The organism is Levilactobacillus enshiensis (assembly GCF_007115095.1).
GTDB lineage: Bacteria > Bacillota > Bacilli > Lactobacillales > Lactobacillaceae > Levilactobacillus > Levilactobacillus enshiensis.
The window spans coordinates 447,910-463,430 of the sequence record NZ_SULH01000001.1 but is presented as its reverse complement, the minus strand read 5'-3'; the positions used below and the strand labels follow the sequence as shown (position 1 = coordinate 463,430).

The following is a 15,521-nucleotide window of genomic DNA, read 5'->3' as shown; positions in this document are numbered from 1 at the left end:
GTTTTTTGGCAAAAAAAATCCAAAAACAAACCCAATTTGATTTGCTTTTGGCTTCTTATAACGGCAACGCCGGACAATAGATCGTCGCTGCCAATTTCAGTTCACAGTTGCATACAAATGATATGATACTAAATTAATTTTGAATTGTCAATGGCGAACCCTCACGATTTCTATCTGAAACCCGATTATCGCCCAAAAATTAGTCTTGTGACTTAACGGCCACCCCAAACAGGATCAGCCGAATCAAATTCACCGTTTGGTCATGCTGTGAGGCATCTGCGGCACCAACGTGGTGGAATGTATTAAAAAGTGGACTAAGACTTGTGAGATAGAAGGAAGCCGCATCCTGTGGCGCAACATCCGATTGCAGTGTCACGATTCCTAACTCGAAAAAGTGCTGCAAGGGCGCTACGTAGTCCTGACCAAATACCATGCCGAGTTGTCGCTTGTTTTCCGGCTTGAGGTATTTAAAACTACTGTGAATCACCGTAAAGACATCCCGGGGATGAATCGCAGTCAATACTTCTGTAATCTGAACCAAGGCATCAACTGGGTCGGGATTCTCCATAGCAGCTAATTGGGCGTTGACCCGAGTTAACCCTGTTCGAATTTCAGCGCCGACCGTTTTAATGACCTCCAGAAAAATGACCTCTTTGTCACTAAAATGATGATACAGTGCTGGTTGCGTAATCCCCACTTCTCTTGCAATGTCTCTGGTAGAGGTGGCTTGATACCCCTGCGACAAGAACTGCTCCCGTGCGGCCTGCAAAATAGCCGTGTGTGTGTGGGTCAACTGCTCTTCTCTTTTCATTGGTGGCTCCCGTCCTTTCGTCTCTCGTAGTGTAAGTGTACCACAGCCACTTATCACCAGCTAGACCAAGTAACAGTTAATCTCTAAAAGGTTGGCCCCACGGAAACAGGCACTAGGTCCTGACAATAGTCATTTCTGTAGACCACTGCGTCACGCACATCCCCCGCACCAAAAAAGTAGCGTACCTGGGGTACTCCCAGCATACGCTACCTACATACAGTTACTTCTAGTTCGTCGTAACCGCCGTTTTCTTAGCGGCTGTTTTTACGTTGATCGTGATTTTGCCTTGGGTTGCCCCAATCGTCACTTGATCGTTGGTCTTGACCTCACCATTTAAGAGTTCTTCACTCAGCTTATCTTCGACCTGTGTCTGCAGTGCCCGCCGAATTGGCCGTGCCCCATATTCTGGGTCGAAGCCCGCTTTGGCAACAACATCGATGGCTGCAGGGGTAATCTTCAGCTTAATGTCTTGTTCTGCCACACGGTCGACAATCTGTTTGGCCATTAACTTCACAATTTCGTGAAGTTCAGGCTTCTTTAGGGAGTGGAAGATGACCGTTTCATCAATCCGGTTTAAGAACTCTGGCCGGAATGACTGCTTCAACGTTTCCCGGATGGTCTGAGCCATTGCCCGGTAGTTATCAGCCAGATCTTCGGCACCGAAACCAACCGTCTTTTCATCCCGTAACTTCGTGGCCCCCAGGTTAGACGTCATGATCAAAATCGTATTTCTAAAATCGACCTTCCGTCCCTTGGAGTCAGTCAAGTAACCATCATCTAAGACTTGCAGTAAGATGTTGAAGACGTCTGGATGGGCTTTTTCTACTTCATCAAAGAGAACCACAGAGTATGGCTTTTGACGAACCTTTTCCGTCAACTGACCACCCTCGTCGTAGCCCACGTAGCCTGGTGCTGAGCCAATCAAACGGCTAGTCGAGTATTTCTCCATGTATTCGCTCATGTCGACACGAATCATGTTGTCTTCGGACCCAAACATGGCTTCGGCCAACGCCTTAGCTAATTCAGTCTTCCCGACACCGGTTGGTCCCAGGAACATAAAGGAGCCAATAGGCCGGTTAGGATCTTTCAACCCAGAACGGGCCCGTCGAATAGCTCGAGAAACCGCCGAAACGGCCTCTTCCTGACCAACTACCCGTTGATGCAGAATCTTTTCCAAGTTAACCAGCCGGTCAGCATCCGTTTGCTTCAGTTGCGTAACGGGAACACCCGTCCACTCAGCAACCACGTCGGCAACATCCTCACCAGTCACGTTTAGGCTGTAGTGCCGTTCTGGCGTTTCAGCAGCCGCGGCAGCAGCTTTCGCCTTTCTGGCCTCAATCTTCTCACGCAATTGCATTTCTTTCGTCCGCAATTCCGCAGCTTTTTCGAAGTCTTGGTCTTCAATCGCCGCTTCCTTGTCAGCGGACAACTGATTCAATTCTTGTACCTGCTTGCTAGCTGGCGTTGGCTTGTCCATTTGGTCGATACGAACCTTGGCAGAGGCCTCATCCATCAAATCAATCGCCTTATCTGGCAAGAAGCGATCACTGATGTAACGCGTGGACAGCTTCACAGCTTGGTCCAATGCCTCATCGGTGATGTTGACGTGATGGTGATCCTCATAACGTGGCCGTAAGCCTTTCAAAATCTCCAAAGCTTCGTCCGGTGTTGGTTCGTCGACCTGAACGGTAGCAAACCGCCGTTCCAATGCCGCATCAGATTCAATGTACTTTTGGTATTCATCTAACGTCGTTGCACCAATGGTTTGAAGTTCGCCCCGCGCTAAGGCTGGCTTTAGGATATTTGAGGCGTCGATGGCCCCTTCAGCACCCCCAGCACCGATCAGTGTGTGTAATTCATCAATGAAGAGAATGACCTGGCCATCGTTGTAAATTTCTTCGATAACCTTCTTCAACCGGTCCTCAAATTCACCACGGTACTTAGTTCCAGCCACTAATGAGCCCATGTCCAGCATCATTAACCGTTTCTGTTGCATATCTTCCGGAACATCGCCGGCAACGATCCGTTGGGCTAAGCCCTCAGCAATCGCGGTCTTCCCAACACCGGGTTCCCCGATTAAAACGGGGTTGTTCTTGGTCCGACGACTCAGAATCTGAATGACCCGTTTGACTTCCTTGTTCCGGCCAACCGTTGGGTCCATGCGACCTTCTTTGGCGGATTCAGTTAAATCACGTGCCAAAGAATCCAGCGTTGGTGTTCCGCCTTGCGCTGCCCCCCGCCGAGAACGGGAATCGTTCCGCCGCTTAGGCGTGTCAGAAATCCCTAGCTTACGAAGCACGACTTTGCGGGCATCAACGAGTTCAACATTTAAGTTCTTCAGAATCCGCGAAGATAAAATCGTTTCATCGCTCAACAGTGCCAATAACAAGTGTTCCGTGCCAATCTTGGTAGCACCCAACCGCTTAGCCTCGTCACCAGCTAAGGCTAACATTGCCTTGGCCTTAGGCGAATATGGCAGGTAACTATCCTTATCGACATTTGCTAAGGTGCCGTACCCCGTAAAACGTTCAATTTCTTCGCGAACATCATCGTCGGTCACGGAAAACTGCTGTAAAACCTTGTTGGCAATCCCATTTTTTTCAATGGTGAGGGCCAGCAACAAGTGTTCCGTACCCACCGCTTGGTGCTTAAAATATTTTGCTTGTTCCTGTGCCAAAACTAGGACACTCTTAGCACTCGGTGTAAATAGGTTATCCATTGCAACTCCTCACTTTCTCAACTTTCGTAACGCAGATGGTTCAAAATAGAAATCAAGACGCGTGCCCGAATCTGCTGGTCCAGGTCACGGTCGCCAGTATTGATGGCATCTTTATCGATTGCGGCCAAAATAATGTTCACCTCTCGCCGGTTCACAGCTCCTGCCTCAAACAGGCTACGCACGACCGCTAAACCGTCGTGGCGGGTGATGTGATCACCCACAGCCGTCACGAGAGAGTCAATAAAGTCTAAGTTGTCGAGGAGCTTCACCTTTTCAATCCGAATATAACCGCCGCCACCCCGTTTGCTCTGAACGACATAACCGTCCTGGATGGTAAATCGCGTCTTAATTACGTAATTGATCTGTGAAGGCACCACATTAAACTGGTCGGCAATTTCCGCTCTGCGGATTTCCACTTGCTGGGACTCAGCCAAAATCTGCTTAAGGTAAGACTCAATAATATCCGAAATATTTTGATTCTCCATTATCGTCCCCCCTTCAGTGCGGTTTTCTTGACTAATGTTGACTAATATTATACGAACTTCCAGTAAAAATGCAACGGATTAGACCGTGTTTCCCTAAGAAGTTCTGGTAATCCATCATACCAAAAAAACTTTGACCTTCCAAACAATTAGCGTGGCCGTTATCTCAGTGGCTATGAATAAGCATTCGCCGTTCATTGAGTCTCTGCCGTATTGTGACTTCTCTCGTAGTTGTAACATCTCTGACCATCTTTAGTTCCAGCAAGCTGCTTACGCAACAAATGATTCTAGGCAAACTAACCGAGCACCCAAGTTAGAGACATCGTCGCCGCCTATTTCAGCTACTCTAAATCTACTATAGAAAGGTTTGAGCCATTTCCAGCTGTTATCCTGCTTGCCTGAGGTTTCCTATTCCCAGGTTGCCGACTTCTCAGCCACAATTCTATTTTAACCCAATACAATGACTGGCTTCCATTATATTGACTTGCTTTGGCCTCCTGTTGATCTGTCTGCTGATGTGTAACTGATTATCCCCATTTCATTTCTCGCAAACGCCACCCCCTGTTGGTGGAGACAGAAAAAAAGAGAATCAATTCGCAATGAACTGATTCTCTAACTTTATTATATGTAGTCTCGGGATAAAAAAATCGGGAAGACAAGATTTGAACTTGCGACCCCCACGTCCCGAACGTGGTGCTCTACCAAGCTGAGCTACTTCCCGAGATAGCCCGCTGGCGAACTGGTTACGCCAGTTAATCGGGAAGACAGGATTCGAACCTGCGACCCCCTGGTCCCAAACCAGGTGCTCTACCAAGCTGAGCTACTTCCCGAAAAATTGCCCATAATTACTTATAAGCAACAAAAATGCACCCAGTAGGAGTCGAACCTACAACCTTCTGATTCGTAGTCAGACACTCTATCCAGTTGCGCTATGGGTGCATAATTATTAAGTTAAATGCCGAGGACCGGGATCGAACCGGTACGGTCATCACTGACCGCAGGATTTTAAGTCCTGTGCGTCTGCCAATTCCGCCACCCCGGCAAAAGGGCAAAAGCGGAAGACGGGATTCGAACCCGCGACCCCCACCATGGCAAGGTGATGTTCTACCACTGAACTACTTCCGCAAATTGGCTATTTGGTTTTTTGGAACCATGCCGACTAGAGGATTCGAACCTCCGACCTCCTCATTACTAGTGAGATGCTCTGCCAACTGAGCTAAGTCGGCAAAATATTTTAACAATATTTTGCAATATTTGGTTAATGCAGGTGAAGGGACTCGAACCCCCACGTCATAAGACACTAGAACCTAAATCTAGCGCGTCTGCCAGTTCCGCCACACCTGCAACGTTGGCGAACTAACGCCAGGGACCTAGGTCCCAATGGAGGATACAGGGCTCGAACCTGTGACCCTCTGCTTGTAAGGCAGACGCTCTCCCAACTGAGCTAATCCTCCATATCATCCGAACTGAGAAACAACTCTCTCAATCGAAACAACTATTATAATTTACCATGCCGACGAAAACTTGTCAACCACTTTTTTAAATTGTTTTGAATAAATATTCGTGAACTGAATAACTACTCTCGTAACAACAAATAATATTGTATCGTATCCCCAGAAAAAAAGCTAGACCTTTTTTGAATTTTTTTGCAAAAAGTTTTAAAAACTGGCTTTCCCGGCTTGAACCCCGCTTCATGACTGGCTTTATTGCTGGAAAAGAGCATCGTTTAATCGCCTGTATCCCGTGCTCCCCTAGCTATCCTTCTCGAGATACCAATGTATTTGGTTTGGATAAGCAGCGTGATCCCGCTCACCCTTAAGGTGGGGACTGGAGTGGCTGTTTATCCATTCTCTCCCTGCTCACGCCAGCTAATCCCATTTTCCACCAACATCCACTTCCATTTCAAATAACCCCCACAGCCCCTAAAAACGCGTAATCAGGTCAAGTAGCTACCGTCTATAACTAAAAAAGTTCCCACCAACGACTCTCGTCATCAGCAGGAACTTCATCATTTTAACTTGGATTACTTGGTGATTTTGGTGACGCCACCCATGTATGGTACTAAAACTTCTGGGATAGTTACCGTGCCATCTGCATTTTGGTAGTTTTCCAAAATAGCAGCAACGGTCCGACCAACGGCCAAACCAGATCCATTCAGTGCATGCACGTATTGCAACTTACCGTTGTCGTCACGGTACTGGATGTGTGCCCGCCGCGCCTGGAAGTCCGTGGTGTTGGAACAACTAGAAATTTCACGGTACGTGTTTTGCTCTGGGAACCAGACTTCCAAATCGTGCGTCATGGCAGCCGTAAAGCTCATGTCACTCGTCGTAAGCGTAATAACATGGTAAGCCAGGCCTAACTTCTGTAAGAGGTCCTCAGCGTGCTTCGTCAACGCCTCAAGTTCGTCCCATGAGTTTTCTGGCTTACAGAACTTAACCATTTCGACCTTGTTAAATTGGTGTAAGCGAATCAAGCCACGGGTATCCCGACCGGCACTACCGGCTTCTGACCGGAATGCTGGTGTTAAGGCCGTGAACCAGACTGGCAGGTCCGCTTCTGGGATCACTTCATCACGGTAGTAGTTGACCAATGGCACTTCGGCCGTTGGAATCAGCGTCATGTCTTCGTCACGTAATTGGTAAACATCTTGCTTGAACTTAGGGAATTGACCCGTCCCGTACATGGAGTCATCATTGACGATGTAAGGTGGCAGAACTTCCTTGAAGCCCGCCTTGGTGTTTTCGTCCAAGAAGAAGTTATAGACGGCCCGTTCCAAACGTGCACCCAAGCCTAAGTAATAGAGGTAACGACTTCCGGAGACCTTGGCACCAGCCTCAAAGTCCAAGATGCCTAAATCTTCACCTAAGTCATAGTGTGCCTTAGGGGTAAAGTCCATGTTAGGCTTTTCGCCCCACTTACGGATTTCAACACTGCCATCTTCGGTCAGGCCAACGGGAACGTTGTCGTTAGGAATATTTGGCAAGTGTGCCGCTGCATCGTGGACTTGAGCTTTTAACGTGTCGAGTTCCGTATCAATTTCCTTGATATCGGCGCTCACTTGACGCATTTCAGTAATCTTGTCATCTGCGTCTTGCTTGTTACGCTTCAATTGTGAGATCTCATCGGACACCGTGTTGCGTTGGGCCTTCATGTTTTCACTCTTCACGATCAAGTCTCGACGTTGCTTGTCTAAGGCTAATAAGTTGTCAATGTCAGCTGGGTCGACGCCCCGGGTTGCCAATTTTTCTTTAACAAAATCTGTTTCATTCCGAATCAACTTTAAATCTAACATCTCTCTATTTCTCCCTTCAATTTCACGGATGATACAAAAAAAGCCTCCGTCACATGGGACGAAGACCTTCGCGGTACCACCCAAGTTCGCAACTGGTCGCCCAGTTACACCCTTGAACATGATAACGGTCTGCACCGTGCGGCATTACCCGCCCACTTTTTTTAGTGCTGGAATGTTCGACGTCGCGGTTTGCAGCTTCCCCCGCTTCTCTGGCCGTCTACTGAAATAGGCACCTAACGTGTTTGTTGATAGGTCATATCATACCGCATTTCCACGGCGATGACAACGACTAAAGTGACGCAATCTTTTCATCGATCAAATGTAAAACTTCTGCACGCGCAGCTGGGTTTTCAACAAAGTCCAACTTGTCACCATCAATTTGCATCTTAGGTGACTTGTCGTAGTTATTGTACCAGTTCACGTAACGTTGATCGAGTTGTTGATAGTATTCATACAGGCTTGGATCATGATCGATCTGTTCGTAAGAACGGCCACGTTTCTTGATCCGTTCCAACATCGTTTCAAAGGAGATGTTGATGTGAATCAATAAGTCTGGGTTCTTCTTGTGCATCGCGTCGGGCAATTCTTGCATCATGTTCGCCAACAGGGAGTCATAGATGTCAACTTCCGTGCTCGTTGCCCGTCCCAGGTCAGCATTCAAGTGAAAGAGCAGGGAGTCTTCAAAGATCGAACGATCCAAGACACTTTCATCATCGGCATTAGCGGCCTTGATGCTGTCCAAACGCTTGTTTAAAAAGTAGATTTGTAATAAGAAAGCATACTTTTGAGGATTTTGGTAGAACAACGGCAAAATTTTATTGTCATCGACTGATTCGTAAAAAGCTGGTTTGTGTAAATGTTCGGCTAACAAAGTGGTCAGACTCGTTTTGCCGGCGCCAATGGTTCCGGATAATACAAGCATGCAATCTCTCCTTTAAATAACGACGTGCCGGACACCCCGGCACTACAACTGTTTACTGGTTCCTACTGTCCATTCAGCTTGCAAATAGACTCAAAAAAATTCAACACCACATATTGTACCAACCTCATTCCTAAAAGACAATATGTTGTCCCAAATTCGGCATGGCCGGTTTGCGTGTTTTGGGTTATCGACGGACAAGAAGCGGCGCCCAGTGGGGATTTCCCCGACCAGTCGCCGCTCCAATTTATTTAAATTTTTCGTGTGCCCACACGTTTTTTGATGTTTTAATCGTTTGACGTAACCTTAGCTTCCTTTAACGTGCCGTCCTTGTGGACCGGTGCCACGTCAACTTCACTGAGTGGAATTAGCTTGGTGTGCTTCTTGATCTTGTAGCCAATGTACAGGATCAAGACTAATGGCACACTGATGTAGGTGATCAGAACTTGTTCCCAGTTACCTGAGAAGAAGGATTGTGGATCTTGACCCACGATCACTGCCACACACAAGACCAAGGCTAAGATCGGCCCAATTGGGAACCACTTGGCATGGTAACTCAATTCAGACAACTTGTGTCCTTGCTTGATGAATGCGCGACGGAACCGGTAGTGAGACAGTGCAATCCCAAACCAAGCGATGAAGCCAGTCAACCCACTAGCGGCCACTAACCACATGTAGATCTTTGGACCAGCAATGCTGCTGACGAAGGTCAAGGCTGCAACGATTGTGGTGGCAAACAAGGCTGGGTAAGGAATCCCATTCTTCCCCGTTCGTTCAAACAATTGTGGTGCGTAGCCTTCCTTAGACAGAGAGTACAACATCCGCGTGGATGCATACATTCCAGAGTTCGCAGCGGAAATCACTGACGTCAAGATAACGGCATTCATCACACTAGCGGCAGCAGCCAAGCCGGCACGTTGGAAGACCAACGTGAAGGGACTGATCGCAATGTCACTTGCAGAAGACCCCAACAGGTCCTTGCTGGTGTAAGGCAATACGGCGGCAATCACAAAGATAGCTAAAATGTAGAATAAGATAATCCGCCAGAATACGGAATTGATGGCCTTGGGAACACTGTGTGCTGGATCTTCAGATTCACCAGCAGTAATCCCAACCAATTCAGTTCCTTGGAACGAGAACCCAGCAACCACGAAGACACTCAGAATTGCGGGGAAGCCACCAACAAATGGGGCTTGCTTGTAAGTGAAGTTTTCTAAGCCAGTAGCGTGTCCCCCCATAATGCCGACGATGGTCATTAACCCAACGGCTAAGAAGACGAAGATCGTGACGACCTTGATCAAAGACATCCAAAACTCGGTTTCCCCGAAAGCTTGAACGGCTAAAGCATTGATCAAGAAGACGATTCCTAAGGCCACGGCACTCCAGATCCAACCGGGAACGCCGGGTAACCAGAACTTCATGACCAAGGCTGCGGTTGAAATATCAACCGCCACAGTGATTGCCCAGTTAAACCAGTAGTTCCAGCCCATGGCAAACCCTAAAGCTGGATCAACATACTTCGCGGAATAAGCCGCAAATGAACCTGAAATTGGCATGTTCGTTGCCATTTCACCTAGACTAGTCATCAGGAAATAGACCATTAACCCCATGGCCACATAGGCAGCCAGTGCACCACCAGGACCGGCAGTTGAAATTGCCGACCCACTAGCGACGAATAACCCCGTCCCGATACAGCCACCTAACGCGATCATCGAAACATGGCGCGTCTTGAGTCCCCGCTTAACCTGATCAGAGGCCTCGCTGGTTGTTGCATTTGTCATACTCTGTTCCATAACTATTTCCTCCTTCTTATTTTAGAAGGACTTCCTCGAAACGACCCAGTGAAACTAAAAAATCTCCTTCGCAATAAAAGCCCGCGAAAGAGATTGGAAAGTTCATTATTCCAAGTCAATATCGTTGAAAGCGCCCCGCAACCCATATTTGGCTGCGACAGTCCCTGATCTGTTAAACCAGGACCCAACCTGTCCGCTATGTCCTCACGTCCAAGTTTCGGCGACCGCCCCTTTAACTCTCCCGCTCTGATGTGACCCATCTTGGGAAAGCGACTCTTGTTGGTCGCGCCTCTTCTATTCGATATAACGTAGTATACGCATGTCTTTTTCAAATTGCAATATTAAATTGCAATTAAAATCAATTATTTTTACTCATGTTTGGTTAATCTTACAAATTGATAAGCCAATATTGTGCGCTAACCCTCTACCCTGGGGTGACCACTAACCGGAATAGATACTGTGGTACCGGCGTCAAGCCAGCACCCCCGGGCGCCATAAAGTGGTCATCAACCATTGCGAACCCCAGTTTTTCTAAAACGCGACGTGACCGTTTATTCGCTAACAAACACGTTGCCCAAACAATCTGGTCGGCGGAACCGGCCTGACCGACCAATTTTAGACTCGCCTGAAGCGCCTCTGGCATAATTCCCTGACCCCAATCTGCTGGATCCAGGAAGTAGCCGACATCATACTCTAGCTTGCTCGTCGCCAAATCGTGGGCGTAATACAAGACTGTTCCCATAAAGCGTGACGTGGCCCGCTCCTCAATGGCAAAGGCATACGGACTTTGCCGGTCCGCCGTTAACCACTGGGCAACATCGGCTGGCGTGGGGGTCACGTTGCCGCCGTTAGCTTCGTTTAAGACCGGCATCATCATTAACCGCTGATAATCTGGGAGATCACTTTCCGTTAACGGTCGTAGCCGCAGTCGCGCCGTTTCAATCACATTTTGCATTCTTATTCCTCTTTTCAAACGGTTCTAAATTGCTGACTCATTCAAAAGCATTTGTCCGAACGCGTGGTACAATAAGTTTATTATAGCTTATTTGGGAGGTTTCACATTTGAAAATTATCACCCAAGCACTCGCTAACGATTCTGCTGCTTACTTACAAGGCTACCTACGTCACCCACATGACGACACGGCCACTTATCCGGCCATCATCATCGTTCCCGGTGGGTCGTATACGCACATTCCTGAGCAACAGGCTGAAGATCTGGCTATGGCATGGTTTGCCAAGGGCTATCAAGCATTCTTCCTGCGCTACTCATTCACAGAAGAATGTCATCCCCTCCTGCCAACCCCAGTCGTTGAACTCGCCAAAAGTCTCGCCTTGATTCGAGCTAACGCGACAGACTGGCAAATTGACGCAGCCCACATCAACGTTGCCGGATTCTCCGTTGGCGGTCACATTGTCGCTCTTTTCAATGATTCCTGGAATGATTCGGCCTTCAATCAACTGGCTGATACGACGCCCGCCCAAATCAAACCGCACGCCGTGATTCTCGGCTACCCTGTCATTACACCGGCCGCTGGCTTTCCAAACGATGAGGCAACGCTTGCCGCATGGACCGATGACCCTGCCAAAATTGCAGCCGACAAACTGGTCACTGACGACAACGTGCCAACTTTCGTCTGGGTCACGGCCGCCGATCCTTTGGTTCCCGTACAAAATGCGCTCGCTTACGTGCAGGCTTCTCTGGCGCACAACGTCGATACCGAACTTCACATGTTCCATGCAGGACCCCACGGATTAGCCTTGGCAAACGACGTCACTGCTTGGCGTGACGGAACCGATCTTCCTCACGTTGCCCACTGGCTCGACCTTGCCACTGAATGGCTCGGTGAACTCGACTAGCACCCATTTGACAGGTTCACCTTTTAACTTCAACCCAGTATTGGTAAGCATTTACACCATTAAATTAGGCTAAATTGGGCGCACTACGGCTGCCAGGGATTCCGCCTGCTGTGGGGACGCTTCAGACTGGAAGAACACCAGTCTTCTCGCTCGCTTTGAAGCCACGAAGACCGCGTGTCTCCAAAGTCGCCCGGGTTGTAAGCTGGCTAGAAACACCAGCTAACAACCCCTTCACGGCCGGCTCCATCCCTGGCCTCCTCCGGCGCTGACTGTGTGTTATCACGCAACTAGCTGTAGACCACAGTTACCTGCCATTTTTGGATTCAATTGATAACGACCGTTACAGTTCTCAAAGTCGTCTAAGCACACCACGTAAGCCGAGAGGTCGGTAGATATGAGCTCAGACGCATCGTTCTACTTAGTCAGTAAATGGTCTTCTTACTGGCTTAATGGAAATCCAAGCTTGTAGATTCATGGGTTATGAGGCTTCGAGCTGTGTTCGTACCGTTCCAGCTCATATCTGCCGGCCAGTAAGGCGACTTAACCACTATGTTGCCTAGTTTTAGTACCATTGCTGTGACTAGGTACTCTGGAACTTTCAACCCTTGGTTCAACATCAAAAAAAGACACGCACATTTCCCACTGGAAGTGCACGTGTCTTTTTCTTTTATCTAAATCTCTGACTTCTTCAGGAATGGCCACCCTTGCATCGCCGGCGCCAAACGAATGTAAAGTCCTTCTGCAAGCTGGAGCCACAGGTAAGCTAACAGGATTGCCCCAATCGTATCGGTTGGGAAATGAGCATTGAGATAGACCCGTGAGATCATGACTAAGCCCATCCAAATAATTAAGATGACGCGGACCGTCCAGGCCTTCCAACTCGCGCTGATCATTGGAATTAGAATCAACCAGATCATGGCAATCAGGAGGAACGTCCCAAAAACATGTCCACTTGGGAAACTATAACCATCATCAATAGCTAAGTGGGCCGCGGGTCGGGCACGCTTAATCACATGCTTGACCAGCGTGGCCACGACGTCCCCACCGGCAAGTGTTGCCAGGCTCCACAACGCGGGAATCTTGAACTTAAAGCCCCACAAGAGAAACGCCAGAATCAAGACCCACACAATGGTCAGCTTCGGTTCCGCTAGGCTCGTCACCCCCCGATAGAGTAACGTCTTCCACCCTGGTTGGCTCTTTTGAATCACGTCAACGATCGACGAATCCAAGAACTCCACGTAGGCATTCTGTGCTTGTATGTAAAATGCAACAATTAAAAACAGTACCGTTGTTAGGCCAAACTTCCACGGCCGATCACGGTCCCGATTGAATAACATCATGATTTTAATTCCTTTCATCAAATCTGATTCTGAGAAAACCCCTAGCAATGAGTATACCACCCCACTACCAGATTGCTAGGTTCCCCCGCCTTAAGAATTTCGTAAAGACTACCGGTGACGCCGCCAAACCCGCTGTTGCACTCGATTGACCAGTTCCGATAGTAGAAACCCAAACGCAATGGCGCCCGAGATCATCACCACTTGTAGTAAGTAGCTAAACGCCGTACTATTCTGTCCTAAGGCAAAATTCTTAACCATTTGATAGGCTTGACCACCGGGGACCAGTGGGACAATAGCTGGGATGTTAAAGAGAATCATGGGCATTTTTTTAAATTTAGCCGCCTGCAGCGATGCAACCCCAATGGCAACCGCACCGAGCAAATTACCAACGACATAGCCCCCGCCACCGAGTACCGTAAAGCGATACAGGAGGTAGCCCAATACACCGATCCAGCCCCCAACATTTAATGCGCGCCGGGGAATGTTGATCAGAATCCCAAAGGCTAGCGTGGCGACATAGGTGCCCGTAACCTCAACTAAAAATTGCACGACCGTCATCTGCGTCGCCTCCTTACATGAATTGTAAAACCATGGCGATGCCAAAGCCGATTGCCGCCGCACTGACCAGGGCCTCCACCCCTCGAGCCGGGCCACTGACTAGATTTCCCGCTAAAATATCTCTGACCGAATTTGTGATTGGCACCCCCGGTACCAGCGGCATGACGCTCCCAATGATAATATCATCAACACTGTTACCGAGGCCCAAGTGGACCCCTAAGACCGCCAGCACACCAATTGCCGCGGCCGCAGCGAATTCTGACAGGAAACGAATCTGGATAAACTTGCTCAGCAGATAGTACACTAACCAGCCCAGCATCCCCACCACACAGGTGATCCAGAAATCTGGTAAATTATGACGGAAAACGACTTCCAGTGGCCCACTAACCAAGGCAGCAGCCAACAGCTGGAGCCAAAACGGAAAGTAACGACTGACACTATCCAAATGGTCCAGGCGGTTCGAAAATTGTTGCAAGTCGATCTTATGGTCCGCATACTGCCGCGATAAGTCATTGACCACGGCAATTTTTTCCAAATCAAACGTTCGCCGCTTCACCGGTTCAATCTGCGCACCGACCTCACCGTTGATTGCCATCAGGATTCCCGTAATCATCACGAACAGTTGGCTGGTCTGGGCACCCGCGTTGTGGGCAATTCGCGTCATGGTATCCTCGACACGCTCAATTTCTGAACCATTCTCAATCATGATTCGACCGGCAGTGAGTGCCGTATGGAGAATCAACTGGTCCCGTTTCTTTTGACTACTCATCCCGTCTTCCCCTTCTCTCAGCAAGCTGGTGGCCCACCTGATAGACCACACTTTTTTATCATTATACGGCACTTCACCCACTGGGAAAATATAAAATCGGCGTTCCTACCAAAATTAAAGGGGGACCACCGCAATTTAATGGACTAATAAAGGCACGCAACCATCCGCTGATTACGTGCCTGAGCTTCGTTTATTTTACAAAAATGTAATGGGCCGCCTTATAGCTCACGATGAGCTTGGCATCGTCCGTCAGGTTCTGCACCGTGACGGGGCCTTCGAATGGATCATGCTTCAATACCTTCAGTTGGTCACCAATGTCTAATTTGAGGTCACCTAAGTAAGTCAACAAGTCGTGGTTATCAATAAACCGATCGACCGTTACCACCGATCCATCCTCGGCTTCATTCAGGACCGTATGGCTATCTTCGTGATAGTGCCCATAACGATCGGGAATCACGCCACCGTGGGGGCAGTGCGTGGGGTGACCTAACATATCATCCAGTGAATTCACCAATTTGGCACTCGTCACGTGCTCCAAGACCTCAGCCTCGTCGTGGACGTCGGGTAAATCATAGTTGAGCTTTTCCACCAGGAAGTCTTCCCAGATCCGGTGTTTACGCACTAAATCTTCTGCCAACCGAATTCCCTTATTGGTGAGCGAAATTCCAGCGTATGGCGTGTGTTCAGCCAGGCCTTCCGCCGACATCTTGTTGACCATTTCGGTCACGGACCCGGCAGCAATATTTAAGCTGATAGCAATTTGCTTGTTAGAAACCTTCTTCTGCTTACCACCCAGCTCAAAAATAATTTTTAAATAATCCTCCTTCATCGGAGTCATCACTGTTCACCTCATCTAGAATGTGCGTTACCACTTCACCACTACCGAACCTGCGATAGCGTCTCAAACCTTCATTAACTTTTTTTATGGCTTAATACTCTAATTTTACCACAGACCGGCGCAAAAATATTCTGAAAAGA

Annotated in this window: 12 protein-coding genes, 8 tRNA genes and 1 riboswitch; of the genes, 1 reads left to right on the top strand and 19 read right to left on the bottom strand. The window is 48.5% G+C overall.

Features of this window, described 5'->3' with window-relative positions; all coding sequences use genetic code 11:
* Nucleotides 1–199 precede the first annotated feature (199 nt).
* The 15 genes from FAY32_RS02130 to FAY32_RS02060 form a co-directional block, all read right to left on the bottom strand.
* A complete protein-coding gene (locus FAY32_RS02130; protein ID WP_143461820.1) occupies nt 200–811 on the bottom strand; it encodes a TetR/AcrR family transcriptional regulator in 612 nt (203 codons plus the stop codon).
* Between the two features lie 226 nt (nt 812–1,037).
* The gene (locus FAY32_RS02125; protein WP_143461818.1) at nt 1,038–3,530 is read right to left on the bottom strand and encodes an ATP-dependent Clp protease ATP-binding subunit; all 2,493 of its coding nucleotides are present in this window, start codon (nt 3,528–3,530) and stop codon (nt 1,038–1,040) included.
* Nucleotides 3,531–3,547: 17 nt separating this feature from the next.
* On the bottom strand, nt 3,548–4,015 hold the full coding sequence (locus FAY32_RS02120) for a CtsR family transcriptional regulator (protein ID WP_143461816.1): 468 nt from the start codon (nt 4,013–4,015) through the stop codon (nt 3,548–3,550).
* 644 nt (nt 4,016–4,659) lie between these two features.
* Nucleotides 4,660–4,733, bottom strand: a tRNA-Pro gene (locus tag FAY32_RS02115).
* 35 nt (nt 4,734–4,768) lie between these two features.
* Nucleotides 4,769–4,842, bottom strand: a tRNA-Pro gene (locus tag FAY32_RS02110).
* A 35-nt stretch (nt 4,843–4,877) separates the two neighbouring features.
* Nucleotides 4,878–4,951, bottom strand: a tRNA-Arg gene (locus tag FAY32_RS02105).
* Nucleotides 4,952–4,968: 17 nt separating this feature from the next.
* Nucleotides 4,969–5,054: transfer RNA gene (locus tag FAY32_RS02100), tRNA-Leu, on the bottom strand.
* Between the two features lie 11 nt (nt 5,055–5,065).
* Nucleotides 5,066–5,137 (bottom strand) — tRNA-Gly (locus tag FAY32_RS02095).
* Nucleotides 5,138–5,165: 28 nt separating this feature from the next.
* Nucleotides 5,166–5,238, bottom strand: a tRNA-Thr gene (locus FAY32_RS02090).
* A gap of 36 nt (nt 5,239–5,274) precedes the next feature.
* Nucleotides 5,275–5,356 (bottom strand) — tRNA-Leu (locus tag FAY32_RS02085).
* A 37-nt stretch (nt 5,357–5,393) separates the two neighbouring features.
* A tRNA-Val gene (locus tag FAY32_RS02080) sits at nt 5,394–5,466 on the bottom strand.
* 569 nt (nt 5,467–6,035) lie between these two features.
* Nucleotides 6,036–7,307 (bottom strand): serine--tRNA ligase, encoded by a 1,272-nt coding sequence (gene serS, locus FAY32_RS02075; protein ID WP_143461814.1) that lies wholly within the window; start codon nt 7,305–7,307, stop codon nt 6,036–6,038.
* 289 nt (nt 7,308–7,596) lie between these two features.
* The gene (locus tag FAY32_RS02070; protein ID WP_143461812.1) at nt 7,597–8,229 is read right to left on the bottom strand and encodes a deoxynucleoside kinase; all 633 of its coding nucleotides are present in this window, start codon (nt 8,227–8,229) and stop codon (nt 7,597–7,599) included.
* 284 nt (nt 8,230–8,513) lie between these two features.
* A complete protein-coding gene (locus FAY32_RS02065) occupies nt 8,514–10,019 on the bottom strand; it encodes an amino acid permease (protein ID WP_191988126.1) in 1,506 nt (501 codons plus the stop codon).
* A gap of 120 nt (nt 10,020–10,139) precedes the next feature.
* Nucleotides 10,140–10,321, bottom strand: a riboswitch (Lysine riboswitch).
* A 122-nt stretch (nt 10,322–10,443) separates the two neighbouring features.
* Nucleotides 10,444–10,974, bottom strand: coding sequence for a GNAT family N-acetyltransferase (locus FAY32_RS02060; RefSeq protein ID WP_143461810.1), 531 nt, complete (start codon nt 10,972–10,974; stop codon nt 10,444–10,446).
* A gap of 107 nt (nt 10,975–11,081) precedes the next feature.
* Here FAY32_RS02060 and FAY32_RS02055 point away from each other — a divergent pair, with 107 nt between their 5' ends.
* Nucleotides 11,082–11,876, top strand: a complete 795-nt coding sequence (locus tag FAY32_RS02055) for an alpha/beta hydrolase (RefSeq protein WP_143461808.1) — start codon at nt 11,082–11,084, stop codon at nt 11,874–11,876.
* A gap of 671 nt (nt 11,877–12,547) precedes the next feature.
* Here the strand turns inward: FAY32_RS02055 and FAY32_RS02050 are convergent.
* The 4 genes from FAY32_RS02050 to FAY32_RS02035 all read right to left on the bottom strand — a co-directional run bounded on the left by FAY32_RS02050 (nt 12,548) and on the right by FAY32_RS02035 (nt 15,381).
* Nucleotides 12,548–13,216 (bottom strand): phosphatase PAP2 family protein, encoded by a 669-nt coding sequence (locus tag FAY32_RS02050; protein ID WP_143461806.1) that lies wholly within the window; start codon nt 13,214–13,216, stop codon nt 12,548–12,550.
* Nucleotides 13,217–13,324: 108 nt separating this feature from the next.
* On the bottom strand, nt 13,325–13,774 hold the full coding sequence (locus FAY32_RS02045; protein ID WP_143461804.1) for a threonine/serine exporter family protein: 450 nt from the start codon (nt 13,772–13,774) through the stop codon (nt 13,325–13,327).
* 13 nt (nt 13,775–13,787) lie between these two features.
* Nucleotides 13,788–14,543, bottom strand: a complete 756-nt coding sequence (locus FAY32_RS02040) for a threonine/serine exporter family protein (RefSeq protein ID WP_143461803.1) — start codon at nt 14,541–14,543, stop codon at nt 13,788–13,790.
* Between the two features lie 190 nt (nt 14,544–14,733).
* Complete coding sequence (locus tag FAY32_RS02035; RefSeq protein WP_143461801.1) at nt 14,734–15,381, bottom strand: metal-dependent transcriptional regulator; 648 nt, start codon at nt 15,379–15,381, stop codon at nt 14,734–14,736.
* Between the last annotated feature and the right edge of the window lie 140 nt (nt 15,382–15,521).